Annotated in this window: 14 protein-coding genes and 1 tRNA gene; 6 read left to right on the top strand and 9 right to left on the bottom strand. The window is 64.5% G+C overall.

The features are described 5' to 3' along the window. Nucleotides 1-87 precede the first annotated feature (87 nt). Nucleotides 88-1,446, top strand: coding sequence for an AAA-associated domain-containing protein (locus BIO17B3_RS06530; protein WP_156053490.1), 1,359 nt, complete (start codon nucleotides 88-90; stop codon nucleotides 1,444-1,446). A gap of 93 nt (nucleotides 1,447-1,539) precedes the next feature. Here the strand turns inward: BIO17B3_RS06530 and BIO17B3_RS06525 are convergent, their stop codons facing one another. Beyond that, a complete protein-coding gene (locus tag BIO17B3_RS06525; protein ID WP_156053489.1) occupies nucleotides 1,540-1,689 on the bottom strand; it encodes a hypothetical protein in 150 nt (49 codons plus the stop codon). 170 nt (nucleotides 1,690-1,859) lie between these two features. Between BIO17B3_RS06525 and BIO17B3_RS06520 the strand changes: the two genes are divergently transcribed. Further along, nucleotides 1,860-2,084, top strand: coding sequence for a hypothetical protein (locus BIO17B3_RS06520; RefSeq protein ID WP_156053488.1), 225 nt, complete (start codon nucleotides 1,860-1,862; stop codon nucleotides 2,082-2,084). Nucleotides 2,085-2,209: 125 nt separating this feature from the next. Here the strand turns inward: BIO17B3_RS06520 and BIO17B3_RS06515 are convergent. The 6 genes from BIO17B3_RS06515 to BIO17B3_RS06490 form a co-directional block, all read right to left on the bottom strand. After that, nucleotides 2,210-2,297: transfer RNA gene (locus BIO17B3_RS06515), tRNA-Ser, on the bottom strand. Between the two features lie 37 nt (nucleotides 2,298-2,334). After that, complete coding sequence (gene hemW, locus BIO17B3_RS06510) at nucleotides 2,335-3,624, bottom strand: radical SAM family heme chaperone HemW (protein ID WP_370512636.1); 1,290 nt, start codon at nucleotides 3,622-3,624, stop codon at nucleotides 2,335-2,337. A gap of 19 nt (nucleotides 3,625-3,643) precedes the next feature. Further along, the gene (gene rdgB / locus BIO17B3_RS06505) at nucleotides 3,644-4,405 is read right to left on the bottom strand and encodes an RdgB/HAM1 family non-canonical purine NTP pyrophosphatase (RefSeq protein WP_156053487.1); all 762 of its coding nucleotides are present in this window, start codon (nucleotides 4,403-4,405) and stop codon (nucleotides 3,644-3,646) included. Nucleotides 4,406-4,407: 2 nt separating this feature from the next. After that, nucleotides 4,408-5,139 (bottom strand): ribonuclease PH, encoded by a 732-nt coding sequence (gene rph, locus BIO17B3_RS06500; RefSeq protein ID WP_013107050.1) that lies wholly within the window; start codon nucleotides 5,137-5,139, stop codon nucleotides 4,408-4,410. Nucleotides 5,140-5,163: 24 nt separating this feature from the next. After that, complete coding sequence (locus tag BIO17B3_RS06495) at nucleotides 5,164-6,087, bottom strand: PP2C family serine/threonine-protein phosphatase (RefSeq protein ID WP_156053486.1); 924 nt, start codon at nucleotides 6,085-6,087, stop codon at nucleotides 5,164-5,166. Further along, nucleotides 6,084-7,163 carry a serine/threonine-protein kinase gene (locus BIO17B3_RS06490; RefSeq protein WP_013107048.1) on the bottom strand — a complete coding sequence of 360 codons (1,080 nt, stop codon included), beginning with the start codon at nucleotides 7,161-7,163 and terminating at the stop codon, nucleotides 6,084-6,086. The genes BIO17B3_RS06495 and BIO17B3_RS06490 overlap by 4 nt, the downstream gene beginning before the upstream one ends. An 83-nt stretch (nucleotides 7,164-7,246) precedes the next feature. Here BIO17B3_RS06490 and BIO17B3_RS06485 point away from each other — a divergent pair, with 83 nt between their 5' ends. The 4 genes from BIO17B3_RS06485 to BIO17B3_RS06470 are packed head-to-tail and all read left to right on the top strand — an operon-like array spanning nucleotide 7,247 to nucleotide 11,369. Further along, entirely contained in the window at nucleotides 7,247-8,125 is an 879-nt protein-coding gene (locus tag BIO17B3_RS06485; protein ID WP_232054205.1) for a YicC/YloC family endoribonuclease, read from the top strand. A gap of 13 nt (nucleotides 8,126-8,138) precedes the next feature. Further along, a complete protein-coding gene (gmk, locus tag BIO17B3_RS06480; RefSeq protein WP_013107046.1) occupies nucleotides 8,139-8,765 on the top strand; it encodes a guanylate kinase in 627 nt (208 codons plus the stop codon). Nucleotides 8,766-8,782: 17 nt separating this feature from the next. Beyond that, on the top strand, nucleotides 8,783-8,986 hold the full coding sequence (gene rpoZ / locus BIO17B3_RS06475) for a DNA-directed RNA polymerase subunit omega (protein WP_013107045.1): 204 nt from the start codon (nucleotides 8,783-8,785) through the stop codon (nucleotides 8,984-8,986). Nucleotides 8,987-8,993: 7 nt separating this feature from the next. Then, nucleotides 8,994-11,369, top strand: a complete 2,376-nt coding sequence (locus BIO17B3_RS06470; RefSeq protein WP_156053484.1) for a bifunctional (p)ppGpp synthetase/guanosine-3',5'-bis(diphosphate) 3'-pyrophosphohydrolase — start codon at nucleotides 8,994-8,996, stop codon at nucleotides 11,367-11,369. A 25-nt stretch (nucleotides 11,370-11,394) separates the two neighbouring features. Here BIO17B3_RS06470 and greB read toward each other — a convergent pair whose 3' ends face one another. Further along, the gene (greB, locus tag BIO17B3_RS06465; protein WP_156053483.1) at nucleotides 11,395-11,961 is read right to left on the bottom strand and encodes a transcription elongation factor GreB; all 567 of its coding nucleotides are present in this window, start codon (nucleotides 11,959-11,961) and stop codon (nucleotides 11,395-11,397) included. Further along, nucleotides 11,958-13,940 carry an exodeoxyribonuclease V subunit alpha gene (gene recD, locus BIO17B3_RS06460; RefSeq protein ID WP_156053482.1) on the bottom strand — a complete coding sequence of 661 codons (1,983 nt, stop codon included), beginning with the start codon at nucleotides 13,938-13,940 and terminating at the stop codon, nucleotides 11,958-11,960. Before recD ends, greB begins: the two co-directional genes overlap by 4 nt.

The following is a 13,940-nucleotide window of genomic DNA, read 5'->3' as shown; positions in this document are numbered from 1 at the left end:
TGAAATCCTCCCTGACTTGCTGCGCGCGTTTCCCCCGAGGGGGCCTCGGTTCCTTTGGAACGGCCGTGCGCAACTGAAGGACCCAGCATGAATGCCATGAACGCCACCGAACTGCCCAGCGCACCTGACGCCGCGTCTTCCACACCCATTTTCCATCTGGCGAATGTGCGCAAGTCGTATCGCACCCCCGAGGGCAGCGAACTGGTCATTCTCGACGGCGTCGATCTCGATTTGCGCGACGGCGAAATTCTGGTGTTGCTGGGGCGCTCCGGTTCGGGCAAGTCCACCCTGCTGCGCACCCTGGCCGGGCTGGTTTCCGCCACCAGCGGCACGGCGCTGCATCGTGGCAAGCCGATCGACGGCCCGGTGCCGGGACTGGCGATGGTGTTTCAGAGCTTTGCGCTGTTTCCCTGGCTGACGGTGCTGCAGAACGTGGAACTGGGGCTGGAGGCGCTCAAGGTGCCGCCGGCAGAACGCCGCGCCCGCGCGCTGGCCGCCATCGACCTCATCGGTCTGGACGGTTTCGAATCCGCCTATCCGCGCGAGCTGTCGGGCGGCATGCGCCAGCGCGTGGGCTTCGCCCGCGCTCTGGTCATCAACCCTGACGTGCTGCTGATGGACGAACCGTTTTCCGCGCTCGACGTGCTCACCGCCGAGACCCTGCGCACCGACCTGCTCGATCTGTGGGCGGAGCGCAAGATTCCCACCCGCGGCATTCTGCTGGTGTCGCACAACATCGAAGAAGCCGTGCTCATGGCCGACCGCATCGTCATCCTCGGATCGAATCCCGGGCGGGTGATCAGCGAAATGCACATCGACCTGCCGCACCCGCGCGAGCGCGAATCGCAGCAGTTCCGCGATCTGGTCGAGGGCATTTACGGCGCCATGACCGCCCGCCCGACCGGGCGTGACGCGGTGCGCAAACAGGCGCCGGGCATCGGCCTGCGGCTGCCATCGCTCTCGGTCAATGCCCTGGCCGGCCTGCTCGAAGAACTCGACGCGCTGGAAAAGAGCAATGCCAACACCCGCATCAGCCTGCCCGAGCTGGCCGAGGACATGCACTTTTCGGTGGATGACCTGTTTCCGCTGATCGAAGGCGTGGAATTGCTCGGCTTCGCCCAGGTGGAAGATGGCGACATCATGCTGCTGCCCGCCGGACGCACCTTTGTCGATGGTAGTTTGCAGGAGCGCAAGCAGGTTTTCGCCCGCCACTTGATCGAGCGCGTGCCGCTGGTGGCGCGCATCCGCACGGTGCTCGACGAGCGTTTCAACCACCGCGCGCCCGACTCGCGCTTTCTCACCGAACTGGAAGATCACCTCAGCGAAGACGAAGCCCGCCGCGTGCTCGACACCGCCATCGACTGGGGCCGCTACGCCGAGATTTACGCCTACGACGACAACGCCGAAGTCTTCAGCCTCGACAACCCCGAGGCCGATCTGGAATGAGGCGAGGCGAAAAAAACGGCGAACCGAAGTTCGCCGTCTGAGACGGAAATGCCGATACGCCGCTGCGTAAGCCGCGACGGCATACGGCAATAGTCAGGGCTTGCTGACAGCGTCCTTGGCCTTGTCGGCAGCATCAGACAAAGCGCTCGACACCGCAGCGGCGCCTTGCGCGGCGCTGGCCGCGTGTTTGACCATGCCACCGGCGGCGCTGGCTGCGGCGATCAGGGCAAGTTTGAATTTCATAGAGACTCCCAGTCCAGTCTGTTTGCTCAATAGGCTGCTGAAATACTCTACGCACACTCGCAACGGTTCCCTCCAAATTTCAATTTTTCAGCATCCTTGCTTCAAATCCTGATTCGCGGGCATCAAACTGCCGACTGGAGGCGCGCATCGAAGCATTGGAATTGTGACCTGTGACCAAAACTCTTGAAACCCGCCTGCAACGGCTTGAGCCGCGCATCAAACCCGACGACTACCGCGACCTCATCGACCCGATTGTGGTCAGCGGCAAGTCACCCGGCGAAGACGACGACGCGTTCATCCTGGAGGTCAACGGCGCGCTAGGCCGCTTCGTAGGTTTCGCCCGAACCAAAGTCAGACTTCTCGGCGGCAAGGTCGCGGGAATCTCCGGCTACTAGACCCGGAAATTTTCCGGGTCTGTCCTGACACGCCGGATGCCATGCCGCGGTGACAGCTTTTCTTCAATCGCGCAAGCAATGGCGCCTTCTGTCCGCCTTTGAAATAGGGGATTAGTTCTATGTCCTGGCGGAAGCGGTGAGATTCGAACTCACGAACGGTTGCCCGTTGCCGGTTTTCAAGACCGGTGCAATCGACCACTCTGCCACGCTTCCTGTTGATCAGCCCTATCGCTGGGCCAAGCCGCTCATTCTATCTGGGCGCGACGCGACTTGATCGGGGCAGAAACAGTTCGAGTGCGTTGTTGAGCATGTCGAATCCGAGCGGGGTCGTGCGCAGGACATCGGCATCATCGACCAGCAAACCCTTGCTTTGCGCGATTTGCAGGGGCTTTTCGATGGCAGAGGGTGGCAGGCCCGTGCGTTCGGCAAATAGATCGGCACGCACGCCTTCGCGCAGACGCAGGGCGTTGAGCATGAATTCAAACGGCAAGTCGCTGCGCGATACCTCGACCTCGGTTTCGACGGCAAGGCCTTGCGCGGCCTGCTCCATGTAGCGCTGGGGATGGCGCCAGCGGGTCTGACGCACGATGCGATGCGCAAAAGTGAGCTTGGAATGAGCGCCAGCGCCGATGCCGACGTAGTCGCCGAATTGCCAGTAGTTGAGGTTGTGGCGACAGCGGTGCCCAGGCGCGGCGTAAGCGGAGACTTCGTAGCGCTGCAGCCCGGCGGCCTCCGCCAGATCGGCCACGGCATGCTGCATGTCGGCGGCCAGATCGTCGTCGGGCAGTAGGGGGGGCTGGCGGGCGAAAAGGGTGTTGGGTTCGAGCGTGAGCTGATAGAGCGAGAGATGCGGCGGCTGGTGCGCCAGCGCCTCGTGGACGTCGGCCTTGCAGCTCGGCATGTCTTGCTGAGGCAGGGCGAACATTAGGTCGAGATTGAAGCTGGCGAAGTGGCGCGCGGCCTCGGCCACCGCGTCGTGCGCCTGGCGTGCATCATGCACGCGACCCAGCGCGCGCAGGCGGTCATCGTCGAAACTCTGCACGCCGATGGACAGGCGGTTGACGCCCGCCTGCGCGAACGCCGCAAACCGGTCTCGCTCGAAGGTGCCCGGGTTGGCCTCCAGCGTGATTTCGGCATCGGCGACGAGGGGCAACCGGGCGCGCACGTCGGTGATCAACTGGTCGATGGCCTCGGGCGAGAACAGACTGGGCGTGCCGCCTCCGATAAAGACGGAGATGACGCGCCGCCCCCACACCAGGGGCAGCGTCGCATCGAGATCGGCGCGAAGCGCAGCCAGGTAAGCCTGCTCGGGAATCGACCCACCGGCGCGCCACTCATGCGAATTGAAATCGCAATAGGGACACTTTTTGAGACACCACGGCAGATGCACGTAAAGACTGAGGGGCGGCAGCGCGCTGAATTGCAAGGTGCCGGGCCGCATGTAGTGCGGCAGGGATTGCGCTGCACGCTGCGGCGCCGCATCGATGGCCGGGCCGGATGCGGCGCTGTGGTCAACGATTGGAATGTGTTTTTGATTCACGCAAACCCAGACGTCATGCTCAAGGTAACGCAGGGCCGTCCCCTTCCCGACCTCCCCCACGACGTGGGGGAGGTGAGATCACTCCCTCTCCACTTGTGGGGAGGGTTGGGGTGGGGATTGCCCAGCCCTGAGGGCGCTCTGACGGCGCCGCCATCCAGCCCCAATGCGTGCGCAGCAGAGGCAGCAGGGTTTGCAGAGCTTGACCGCGGTGACTGATGCGATTTTTCTCCTGCGCGTCACATTGCGCCAGGGTGCGGCCATCCGCGAGCACGAACAAGGGGTCGTAGCCGAAACCGCCTTGCCCTTGCGCCGCACGCCCGATCTGCCCGATCAGTTCGCCGCGAACGATGAGCGGCTCAGGATCGGCCGCATGGCGTAACGCCACCACGATGCTGACAAAGCGCGCCAGGCGCAGGGTCTGGCCCTCCATCTGCTGCAACAGCAAACGGTTGTTGGCGGCGTCCTGTTCGGCACGGGGCCCCTCGACCTGCGGTGCGAAGCGGGCCGAGCGCACGCCCGGCAGTCCACCGAGCGCTTCCACACAAAGACCCGAATCGTCGGCCAGTGCGGGAAGGCCGGTGTGAAAGCTGGCGTGACGCGCCTTGGCCAGCGCGTTTTCGACAAAGGTGGGGTGCGGTTCTTCGGCCTCGGCCAGATGAAATTCGCCTTGGGCCTGCACCTGGCACCCCAGCGGCGCGAGCAAGGCCGAGAGCTCGGCGAGCTTGCCCGGATTGCCGGACGCCAGCACGATCCGCCAGGTTGCGGAAGTCGGCGCCGCCACCGTCAGATCTCCAGCGCCTGTCTTTGCAGCGCGACGAGTTCGGCGATGCCGCGTTGCGCCAGGTCGATCATGCCGTCGAGCTGCTGCCGCGAAAACGGCGCGCCCTCGGCCGTGCCCTGCACCTCGATCAGCGCCCCGTCGGCCGTGCCCACCACGTTCATATCGGTATCGCACTGGCTGTCTTCGGCGTAGTCGAGATCGAGGCGGTAATCGTCGCCCAGCAGGCCGACCGAGACGGCGGCAACCAACTGACGCATTGGGTTCTGCGGGATGCGGCCCTGCGCCATGAGCCACTGACAGGCATCCCACGCGGCCACGGCGGCGCCCGTGATGGCCGCGGTGCGCGTGCCGCCGTCGGCCTGCAACACATCACAGTCGAGCGTGATCTGCCGCTCACCCAGGGCTGAAAAATCGAACACGGCGCGCAGCGATCGGCCGATGAGGCGCTGGATCTCCTCGGTACGACCCTGCTGCTTGCCGCGCTTGGCTTCGCGCTCACCGCGCGTGTGCGTCGCCCTGGGCAGCATGCCATATTCCGCCGTGACCCAGCCCTGCCCGCTGCCCCGCTTGTGCGGCGGCACGCGCTCTTCAACCGAGGCGGTGCACAGCACACGGGTATGCCCGAAAGCCACCAGCACGGAACCTTCGGCATGACGGGTGAAATGACGTTCGATGGCAATCGCGCGCAGCGCCGAAAGCCCGCGACCTTCTCTCGCAGGAGGGGTGTTTTGCATGGAAGTAATCGGTAGGAAAAGGCGTTATTTACGCGCCGCACCCTGGCGGATGGCGGCGTTGATTTCAGCGATCGAACGTTCGATGTCGGCGTCGTTCATTTCTTCGACCTGCAGATCACCCAGCTCGCTCTGGATGGTGGACTTGAACCCACCTCTTTGCATGCTCTCGGTTTCAATGCGCAGAGAGGTTTCCAGCTCTTCGGGATCGGCCTCCCATTCGACGCCCAGGGCGGTGACGTTGTCTGAGTCGGCGCCGCCTTGCCGCAGCGCCATTTCCACCACCTCGGGCACCGCATCGGAGAGCACCTGCTGGCCGAACTGCCGCACCAGAACCGATTCGGGGATCTGTCCCCAAAGCCCGTCGGAACACAGCAGCACGATGTCGCCCCGCCGCATCGCCTGCGGCAAACCCACCTCGATCATGGGCAGCTGCCCCGATCCCAGGCAGGTAAACAGCATGTTTCGCGTCGGGCCGTCAGGTTGCAGCAAAGAGAGGCCGCTAGGCTGATCTTTTTTGTGTTTCTGCTCCACATGCGAGTGATCACGGGTGCGTGTGAGCATGGCGCCGTTACGCATGAAATACAGCCGCGAATCGCCCACATGCGCCCAGTGCGCAGCGCCGTTTTGCAGCACGCAGACCACCACCGTCGTGCGCGGCGAATCCGTCAACCCGTTTTCTTGCGCATAACGCTGGACTTGCTCATGCGCCCGAAAAATCGAGCGTCGCAGAAACTCCTGCGGGTCGCGCAGGCGCGGCCGCGCTTCTTGCTGGAACAGATTGGCAATGGTCTGCAGCGCCAGTTGCGCCGCCACATCGCCACGCGGGTGCCCCCCCAAACCATCGGCCAAAGCGAACAAGGCGCTTTCGCGCGTGTAGCAATAGCCCATGCGATCCTGGTTGGTCGCACGACCGCCGCGGCGGCTCACCTGGTACACCGAAAACTTCAATTCTTCTCCCTCGCGGCTGCTTTGCCCTGCTCAGGCCCCGGAGTTTGCACCGCCTGGACGGGCGCGCCAAACCGGGTGACATCCCGCACTTTCTGTACTTGCGACTTGGTGTCGTTGACCAATTCGTCGATGTGCAGCCGGAGCTTCTCGCCCATGGTCAGATTGGTGTAGCGCCGCGCGTTTTCCGCACCCAGTTCGCGCTGCAGATTGAACACGCTTTGCGGACGCGCCATGGCATCCAGCGCCATGCACCACTCCACGATCTCGATCAGATTGTCTGAATACACGCCCCGCAGCTTGGAGAGCTGGGCCTGCAGCCGGTCTTTCTCCAGCCGCTGCGGTGCTTCGTAAGGCGGGTAGCCCGTCATGCAGGCGTAGATGCAGGCGCCGACGGCATAAATATCGGTCCACGGGCCGAACGCCCCCTCGCGCTTGTACATTTCGGGGGCCGCAAAACCCGGCGTATACATCGGGCGAAAGCGCTTGTCCTGCTGGTTGAGCACTTCGCGCGCCGCGCCGAAATCGATCAGGATGGGTTTGTTGTCATCGGTGATGAACACGTTCGCCGGCTTGATGTCGAGGTGCAGCATCTTGTGCTGATGCACCACGCGCAAGCCTTGCAGGATGTCATCGAACAGCGAGCGGATGGTCGACTCGCGAAAAATCTTCTTGCGCTTGAGTTCTCTTGCGGTGATGACGAACTCCTGGAGCGAGGCGCCCTCCAGATAATTCATCACCATATATACCGTGTCGTTTTCTCGAAAAAAGTTGAGCACGCTGACCACGCTGGGATGCGAGATCTGCGCCAGCGAGCGGCCTTCCTCAAAAAAACTCTTCAGGCCCAGACGGTAGAGCGCGAGTTTGTCGGGTGGCACCACCGGGCTCGACTCGCCCGGCCCCCGCTCCACCAGCGAGGCCGGCAGGTACTCCTTGATGGCCACTTTCTGCCCATCGGAGCTCAGTGCCAGATACACCACGCCGAAACCGCCGCTGGCGACCTTGCGCACAATGCGGTAGCCGCCCACTTGCGATTCAGGAGCGAGTGGGGCGGGTTTGGATTTGGACGAGGTGGCCATGAAAACGAAGGCTAGCAGCCTACCGGCGAAAGGAGTGTGGAAAAATACGCGCAAAGGGGATGCGATTGAAGCCAATTTATAGCATGACCGGCTACGGCCAAAATAGTGCACAACTCTCGAGCGGAGCCAAGATCCATATCGAGTTGCGCTCGGTCAACAGCCGCTTTCTCGACATCGCCTTCCGGCTGCCCGAAGAACTGCGGGGTGCGGAAGCCGCCATGCGGCAATCCATCACCCAGACGCTGCGCCGCGGCAAGATCGACTGCCGCGCGGTTTTCGAAGCGCCGCAAAGCGCGCCCGCCATGCCCGACGCCAGCGCCGCCGCGCCGCTGCTGGCCTTCGATACCGCCTTGCGCGCCCTGGCGCCGCACCTCGCGCCGCTCTCGGTCGGTGAAGTGCTGCGCTTCATCGGCAGCGCGCAGGAAGATCATGCCGACGCCGCCGAAATCGCGCAGGTCGCCAGCCTGGCCATCCAGCAGGCCCTGACCGCGCTGGTCGCGGCGCGCGCGCTCGAAGGCGACCGTCTGCGCACCCTGTTGCTCGATCGCATCGAACAGATCGGTCGACATGCCGCCCGGGCGCGCGAAATCGTGCCCCTCGCCGTGGAGCGCCAGCAAGCGCGGTTCACCGCCCGCTGGGAAGAAGCGCTGGCGGCTTTGACCGGCGCCGAGACCAGCGTCGAAACGCTCAACGACCGTCGCCTGCAGGAAGCCGCCAGTTTTGCCATTCGCATCGACGTGGCCGAAGAGCTCGACCGCCTTCAGGCCCACCTGCAAACCCTGCGCGATCTGCTCGCCCAGGGCGGCGAGTTGGGCAAGCGGCTGGACTTCCTCATCCAGGAGTTGCACCGGGAAGCCAACACGCTGGGCTCCAAATCCGCCGCGCTCGAACTCAGCGAAATTGCGCTCGAACTCAAGGTCCTGATCGAGCAGATGCGCGAGCAGGTGCAGAACATCGAATAAATCAGGCTGCCACGTGTCCTCCCAGTTTCCCGGAAACCTGTTTGTCGTCGCCGCCCCCAGTGGGGCGGGCAAGTCCAGCCTCGTCAACGCCTTGCTCGCCGAGGACTCGGGCATTCAGCTCTCGGTGTCTTGCACCACGCGCGCGCCGCGAGGCGCCGAGGTCGATGGCGTGCATTACGTCTTCATCGACAACCCCGAATTTCAGCGCCGCATCGACGCAGGCGAATTTCTCGAATGGGCCGAGGTGCACGGCAACCGCTACGGCACCTCCAAGCGCTGGCTGGAAAGCCGCATGGCCGACGGCATGGACGTGCTGCTCGAAATCGACTGGCAGGGCGCGGCGCAGGTGCGCAAGCAATTCGACAACGCGGTGAGCATCTTCATCCTGCCGCCCTCGTTCGAGGAGCTGCGGCAACGGCTCACCCGCCGCGCGGAAGACGCGCCCGAGGTCATCGAGCAGCGTCTGCGTGAAGCCCGCATCGAGTTGGCGCAGGCGAAGAACTTCGACTTTATAATTGTGAATCAAGACTTTACGCACGCCTTGCGCGATCTCAAGCAAGTCGTCGCCGCGCAGCGGCTACGCTATGCCGCGCAACGCCTTTCCCATCCCGAGGTTTTTCGCGCCCTCGGCATCCTTTGAACTGGAACTCTGACATCATGGCTCGCATTACTGTTGAAGACTGCCTGGAAAAAATCCCCAACCGCTTCCAGCTCGTGTTGGCCGCCACTTACCGCGCCCGCATGCTGGAGCAAGGTCATTCGCCCAAGCTGGAATCGAAAGACAAACCCGCCGTCACCGCCCTGCGCGAAATCGCCGCGGGCCTGACCGGTATTGAGATGCTCAAAAAAGTACCCACCTGATTTCAACATGCCCAGCAGCCACACCGCCACGCCCGATCCGAAAGCCTCGGTCACGGATCTGGCTGTGCCTGCTGCGGATCAGGTTGCCACAATCAAGCGACCGCGCGCGCGGTCTAAAAATGCCACGGCCGAGCCCGAGCCTGCGGCGATCGCGACTGGCGATGAGTCGGCTGCAACCCGGCACGTCTGCGTGAGTCTGGCCAGTCTGCTCGACAAACTTCAGGCCTACCTCCCCGAAGCCGATCTGCAAAGAATTCGCGAGGCTTACCGCTTCGCCGATGCGGCGCATCTCGGGCAGTACCGCGCCAGCGGCGAGCCCTACATTTCTCATCCCGTCGCGGTTGCCGAGCTCTGCGCCGACTGGAAGCTCGACACCCAGGCCATCATGGCCGCGCTGCTTCACGACACCGCCGAAGACAAGGGCATCACCCAGGCCGAACTCATCGAGCATTTCGGCAGCACCGTGGCCGATCTGGTGGATGGGCTGACCAAGCTCGACAAGCTGCAGTTCTCCAACCGCGAGGAAAACCAGTCGGAGAGCTTTCGCAAGATGCTGCTGGCGATGGCGCGCGATATTCGCGTCATCCTCGTCAAGCTCGCTGATCGTCTCCACAATATGCGCACCCTGGGCGCGATGGCCGCGAGCAAGCGCGTGCGCATTTCGCGCGAGACGATGGACATTTACGCGCCCATCGCGCACCGTCTCGGGCTCAATCTCGTTTACCGCGAACTGCAGGATCTCGGCTTTGCCAACAGCCACCCCAACCGCTACGCCGTGCTGTCGCGCGCCGTACTGGCTGCCCGTGGCAATCGGCACGGTTTAGTGGAAAAGATTCTGGCGGCAGCGCAGGCGGCACTGAACGAGGCGCAAGTGCCCTCGCAGTTGTTCGGCCGCGAAAAAACGCTGTATTCCATCTACCGCAAGATGCGCAGCAAGCACCTGAGCTTTGCGCATATTCAAGACATTTTCGGCTTTCGCGTGCTGGTGCCCGATGTGCTCGACTGTTACCGGGCGCTGGGCGTGCTTCACAGTCTGTACAAGCCCATGCCGGGCAAGTTCGAGGACTACATCGCCATCCCCAAGGCCAATGGTTACCAGTCGCTGCACACCACGCTGATCGGGCCGAACGGCAATCCCGTCGAATTTCAGATCCGCACCGAGGCGATGCACCGCATTGCCGAGAGTGGGGTGGCCGCCCATTGGCTCTACAAAACACCGGAAGACAAGCCGACCCCGCAGCAGGCGCAAACCAATGCCTGGCTGCAATCGCTGCTGGACATCCAGACTGAGAACCGCGACTGGGCCGATTTTCTCGAAACCGTCAAGGTCGATCTGGCGCCCGACGCGGTCTATGTGTTCACGCCCAAGTCGCGCATTCTGGCGCTGCCGCGCGGCGCAACGCCGGTCGATTTTGCCTATGCCATTCACACCAATCTGGGCGACCAGACGGTGGCGGCCAAGGTGAACAACGCGCTCGTGCCTTTGCGCACCGAGTTGCGCAGCGGCGATGTGGTGGAGATCATCACCGCGCCGGCCTCGCGCCCCAATCCGAGCTGGCTGAGCTTTGTGCGCACCGGGCGGGCGCGTTCCAAGATTCGGCACGCGCTGCGCACCACGCAGCAGGCCGAGTCGGTCGAATTAGGCCGTCGTCTGTTGCAAAGCGCGCTGCGGCACGAGCATCTCGATCTGCTCACGCTCGACGACGCAGTGTGGGACAAACTGCTGCGCTGGACGGGCTTCAAGTCGCGCGACGATCTGTACGCCGACATCGGCCTAGGCAAGCGCGTGGCCGACATTCTGGCCAAGCGCGTGGTGGCGCTCGTCTCCCCGCAGGACGCGCTGTCCGCGCCCTTGCTCGACACCATCGAACGTCTGGAAAGCCGTGCTACCCACGACGCCAAGTCCTCTTTGCAGCTTGACGGCAGCGAAGGCATCTCGGTGCGCTACGCCACCTGCTGCCGTCCCATTCCGGGCGACGCCATCATCGGCTATCTGGGCAAGGGCGAAGGCCTGATCGTGCACCAGCAAGACTGCGACATCGCACGCCGTCTGTTCCAGAAAGACCCGGACCGCTGGATCGATCTGAGCTGGGCGGAAGAATGCACCCGGCCTTTCGAAACCGGCCTGAGCGTGATTGTGCAAAACACCAAAGGCGTGCTCGCCCGCGTGGCGGCCGCCATCAGCGAGCACGACAGCGACATCGCCCACGTCACCATGGACGAAGACACGCAGCAGGCCACCACCGAGCTGCGCTTCGTCGTGCAGGTGCGCGACCGCAAGCATCTGGCCGACGTGCTGCGCGCCTTGCGTCGCCTGCAATTCGTGGTGCGCGCCAGCCGGGCGAAAAACCGCACCGCGGGTTTGGGCTCAGGCAACTCCTGAGCGCCCCCAAGGCTGCGCGCAGGCCTCAGCCGCGAGGCGGGTAGGTCACTTCGAGAATTTCCAGCGTCGCGATGCCGCCCGGTGTCGGCAGGCTCACGCTGTCGCCTTCGCGGGCCTTGAGCAGCGCGCGCGCTACCGGCGAAATCCAGCTGATCTTGCCCTGCAGCGGCTCGGTCTCGTCGATGCCGACGATGGTGATGGTGTGCTCTGTCCCCTTGTCGTCGGCGTAGCGCACGGTGGCGCCGAAAAACACCTGATCGTTGCCGTGCTGCAGACTGGCATCGACCACTTCGGCGATGTCCAGCCGCTTGGTGAGAAAGCGGATGCGCCGGTCGATCTCGCGCAGACGTTTTTTGCCGTAGATGTAATCGCCGTTTTCCGAGCGGTCGCCGTTCTTCGCCGCCCACGACACGGTCTCGACGACCTTCGGGCGCTCATCCTCGACCAACGTCTTGAGTTCGGCGCGCAGCCGGGCATAGCCCTGCGGCGTGAGGTAATTCTTGCCGCCCGGCGGCAGCGGCGGGAGTTGGGCGCCGCCGTCCTCGTCGTCGTCGGCGTCTGAGGTTTGTTCGCGGACAAAGGCTTTGTTCATGCAGGCAGTTTATCGATGCGCGAGAGCAATCCGCTGGCCCGTTGCGTGACGCGCTGGATGCCCTCATGCAGCGTCTGCATGTCTGCGCAGGCCAGGGTGAAAAAGCGGCGCGCGCGCGTGATGCCGGTGTAGATCAGCTCGCGGCTGAGCCCGGCGTGGCGCTCGGGCAGCACCAGCACGGTGTGATCGAACTCCGACCCCTGCGACTGGTGCACCGTCATGGCGAACGCCGTCTGCACATCGGCCAGACGGCTGATGCTGACCGAGCGCAGGCTCTGCCCCTGCAGAAACACCCCCCGCAAACCCTGCGTACCCGTCGGCAAGGCGATGCCGACATCGCCGTTGAGCACGCCCAGATCGTGATCGTTGCGCGTGACCATCACCGGGCGACCCGCGTACCACGCGCCGCGACCGTGCAGCAGGCCGAGCGCGTCCAGCCGCGCGGCAATGGCCTCGTTCAGCGCCTGCACGCCCCAAGGCCCTTCGCGCACCGCGCACAGCACGCGGCACTGATCGAAAGCCTGCAGCACGCGCTGCGCCCAGGCGTCCCAATCTGCCTCAGCCGTCGGCCCCTGCCGCAGCAACTCGGCGTAGTGGGCATAGCCCTTGGCGCCATCGCGGCCCTGCACCGCAAGATCGACCAGCGCCGGGGCTGCAACAGGGGCGAAAACGGGCGCCAGCAACTGGGGCACGGCCAACAGCCGCACCGCCGCATCGTCGGTCTGCTGCAGCAGCGTCTGCGCCCGCTCGGCGTCGCCCGCGTTCACCGCCTGGGCCAGTTGCCCGATGGGGCCGCCGAAGCGATGACTTTTGCGCAGCATCACCACCCGCTGCAACAGCGCGGGGCCGGCGGGGTCGATGAAGGGCTGAGGAATACGGTCGCCGCACAGAGCCTGCAGCGCCTGCGCCGTTTGCGGCGTGTAGCGGCCCTGCTCCGCCCCGGTGCACAGCTCGCCGAGCACCGCACCGGCTTCCACCGAAGCGAGCTGATCCTTGTCGCCCAGCAAAATGAGCCGTGCCGTGGGCGGCAAGGCGTCGAGCAGCGCGGCCATCATTTCCAGATGGATCATGGACGCCTCATCGACCAGCAGCACATCCACCTCCAAGGGCTGCGCGGCGTTGCGGGCGAAGCGGCGGGTATCGGGCCGCGCGCCAAGCAGGCTGTGCAGGGTGCGTGCCGGGCCGAGGCGCTGCGACAGTTCGGCCACGCCGGGGAGGGCGGCGAGCTTGACGAGCTCGCGGTCGATGGCCTGCTTGAGCCGGGCTGCAGCCTTGCCCGTGGGGGCCGCCAGCGCCACGCGCAGCGCGCCGGGTTGGGATCTCAAAGCCCACAGCAAAGCCAGCAGCCGCGCCGCGGTATGTGTTTTTCCGGTGCCGGGGCCGCCGGTGAGCAGGGTGAAACGTCCGCGTAGCGCCAGCGCGCACGCCAGTTTCTGCCAGTCCACTTCCGTATCGTTGGCAGACGGGAAAAGCCGTGCCAGCAGGGCTGCAGCGGCGGGTGCATCGACCTCGGCTTCAGGCTGCAGACGCTGGTGAATCCGCGCGGCCACGGTGTTCTCATCTTGCCAGTAGCGGCGCAGATATAGCCGCACTGCGCTCAATATCAGCGGCGCGCCGTTGTCCGGCTCGCCCTCGCAGTAAACGGCCGGGCACTCGCGCAGCAGGCGCTCGCCGTCGTCGGGCCAGTGCACATCGGGCGACAGGGCAGGCGCGCCCGCCGTGGCGGCGCGCTCTTTCAAGGCGATGAAATGTTGCGGCAATTCGCCCAGCAGCACGCAGGTATGACCGCGCCCTTCCAGATCGGCGAGCAGCGCCACGGCTACCGCCAGTTCTGGCGGCATTTGCGGGCAGAGTTCAGCCAGGAAGCGGGCCAGCGCAGCGTCCAGCCGCCGCAGCACGCCCTGTTCAGCCCAGTCGTGCAGCACGTCGAGAACGCGCTGGGTCGGTGCATTCGGGGTGTTGGTCAGGGCAGATTTCAT

Origin of the sequence: Thiomonas sp. OC7 (genome assembly GCF_900634595.1) — a bacterium.
Classification (GTDB): Bacteria; Pseudomonadota; Gammaproteobacteria; order Burkholderiales; family Burkholderiaceae_C; genus Thiomonas; species Thiomonas arsenitoxydans.
The sequence above is the reverse complement of the archived record's forward strand: the minus strand, read 5'-3'. Positions and strand labels throughout refer to the sequence as shown.

What these genes read in the sequence shown, in the direction of transcription:
- recD (WP_156053482.1), bottom strand. Translation starts at nt 13,940, where the DNA reads ATGAAATCTGCCCTGACCAACACCCCGAATGCACCGACCCAGCGCGTT.
- BIO17B3_RS06470 (WP_156053484.1), top strand. Translation starts at nt 8,994, where the DNA reads ATGCCCAGCAGCCACACCGCCACGCCCGATCCGAAAGCCTCGGTCACG.
- BIO17B3_RS06490 (WP_013107048.1), bottom strand. Translation starts at nt 7,163, where the DNA reads ATGGCCACCTCGTCCAAATCCAAACCCGCCCCACTCGCTCCTGAATCG.
- rpoZ (WP_013107045.1), top strand. Translation starts at nt 8,783, where the DNA reads ATGGCTCGCATTACTGTTGAAGACTGCCTGGAAAAAATCCCCAACCGC.
- greB (WP_156053483.1), bottom strand. Translation starts at nt 11,961, where the DNA reads ATGAACAAAGCCTTTGTCCGCGAACAAACCTCAGACGCCGACGACGAC.
- BIO17B3_RS06530 (WP_156053490.1), top strand. Translation starts at nt 88, where the DNA reads ATGAATGCCATGAACGCCACCGAACTGCCCAGCGCACCTGACGCCGCG.
- BIO17B3_RS06485 (WP_232054205.1), top strand. Translation starts at nt 7,247, where the DNA reads ATGACCGGCTACGGCCAAAATAGTGCACAACTCTCGAGCGGAGCCAAG.
- rph (WP_013107050.1), bottom strand. Translation starts at nt 5,139, where the DNA reads ATGCAAAACACCCCTCCTGCGAGAGAAGGTCGCGGGCTTTCGGCGCTG.
- BIO17B3_RS06525 (WP_156053489.1), bottom strand. Translation starts at nt 1,689, where the DNA reads ATGAAATTCAAACTTGCCCTGATCGCCGCAGCCAGCGCCGCCGGTGGC.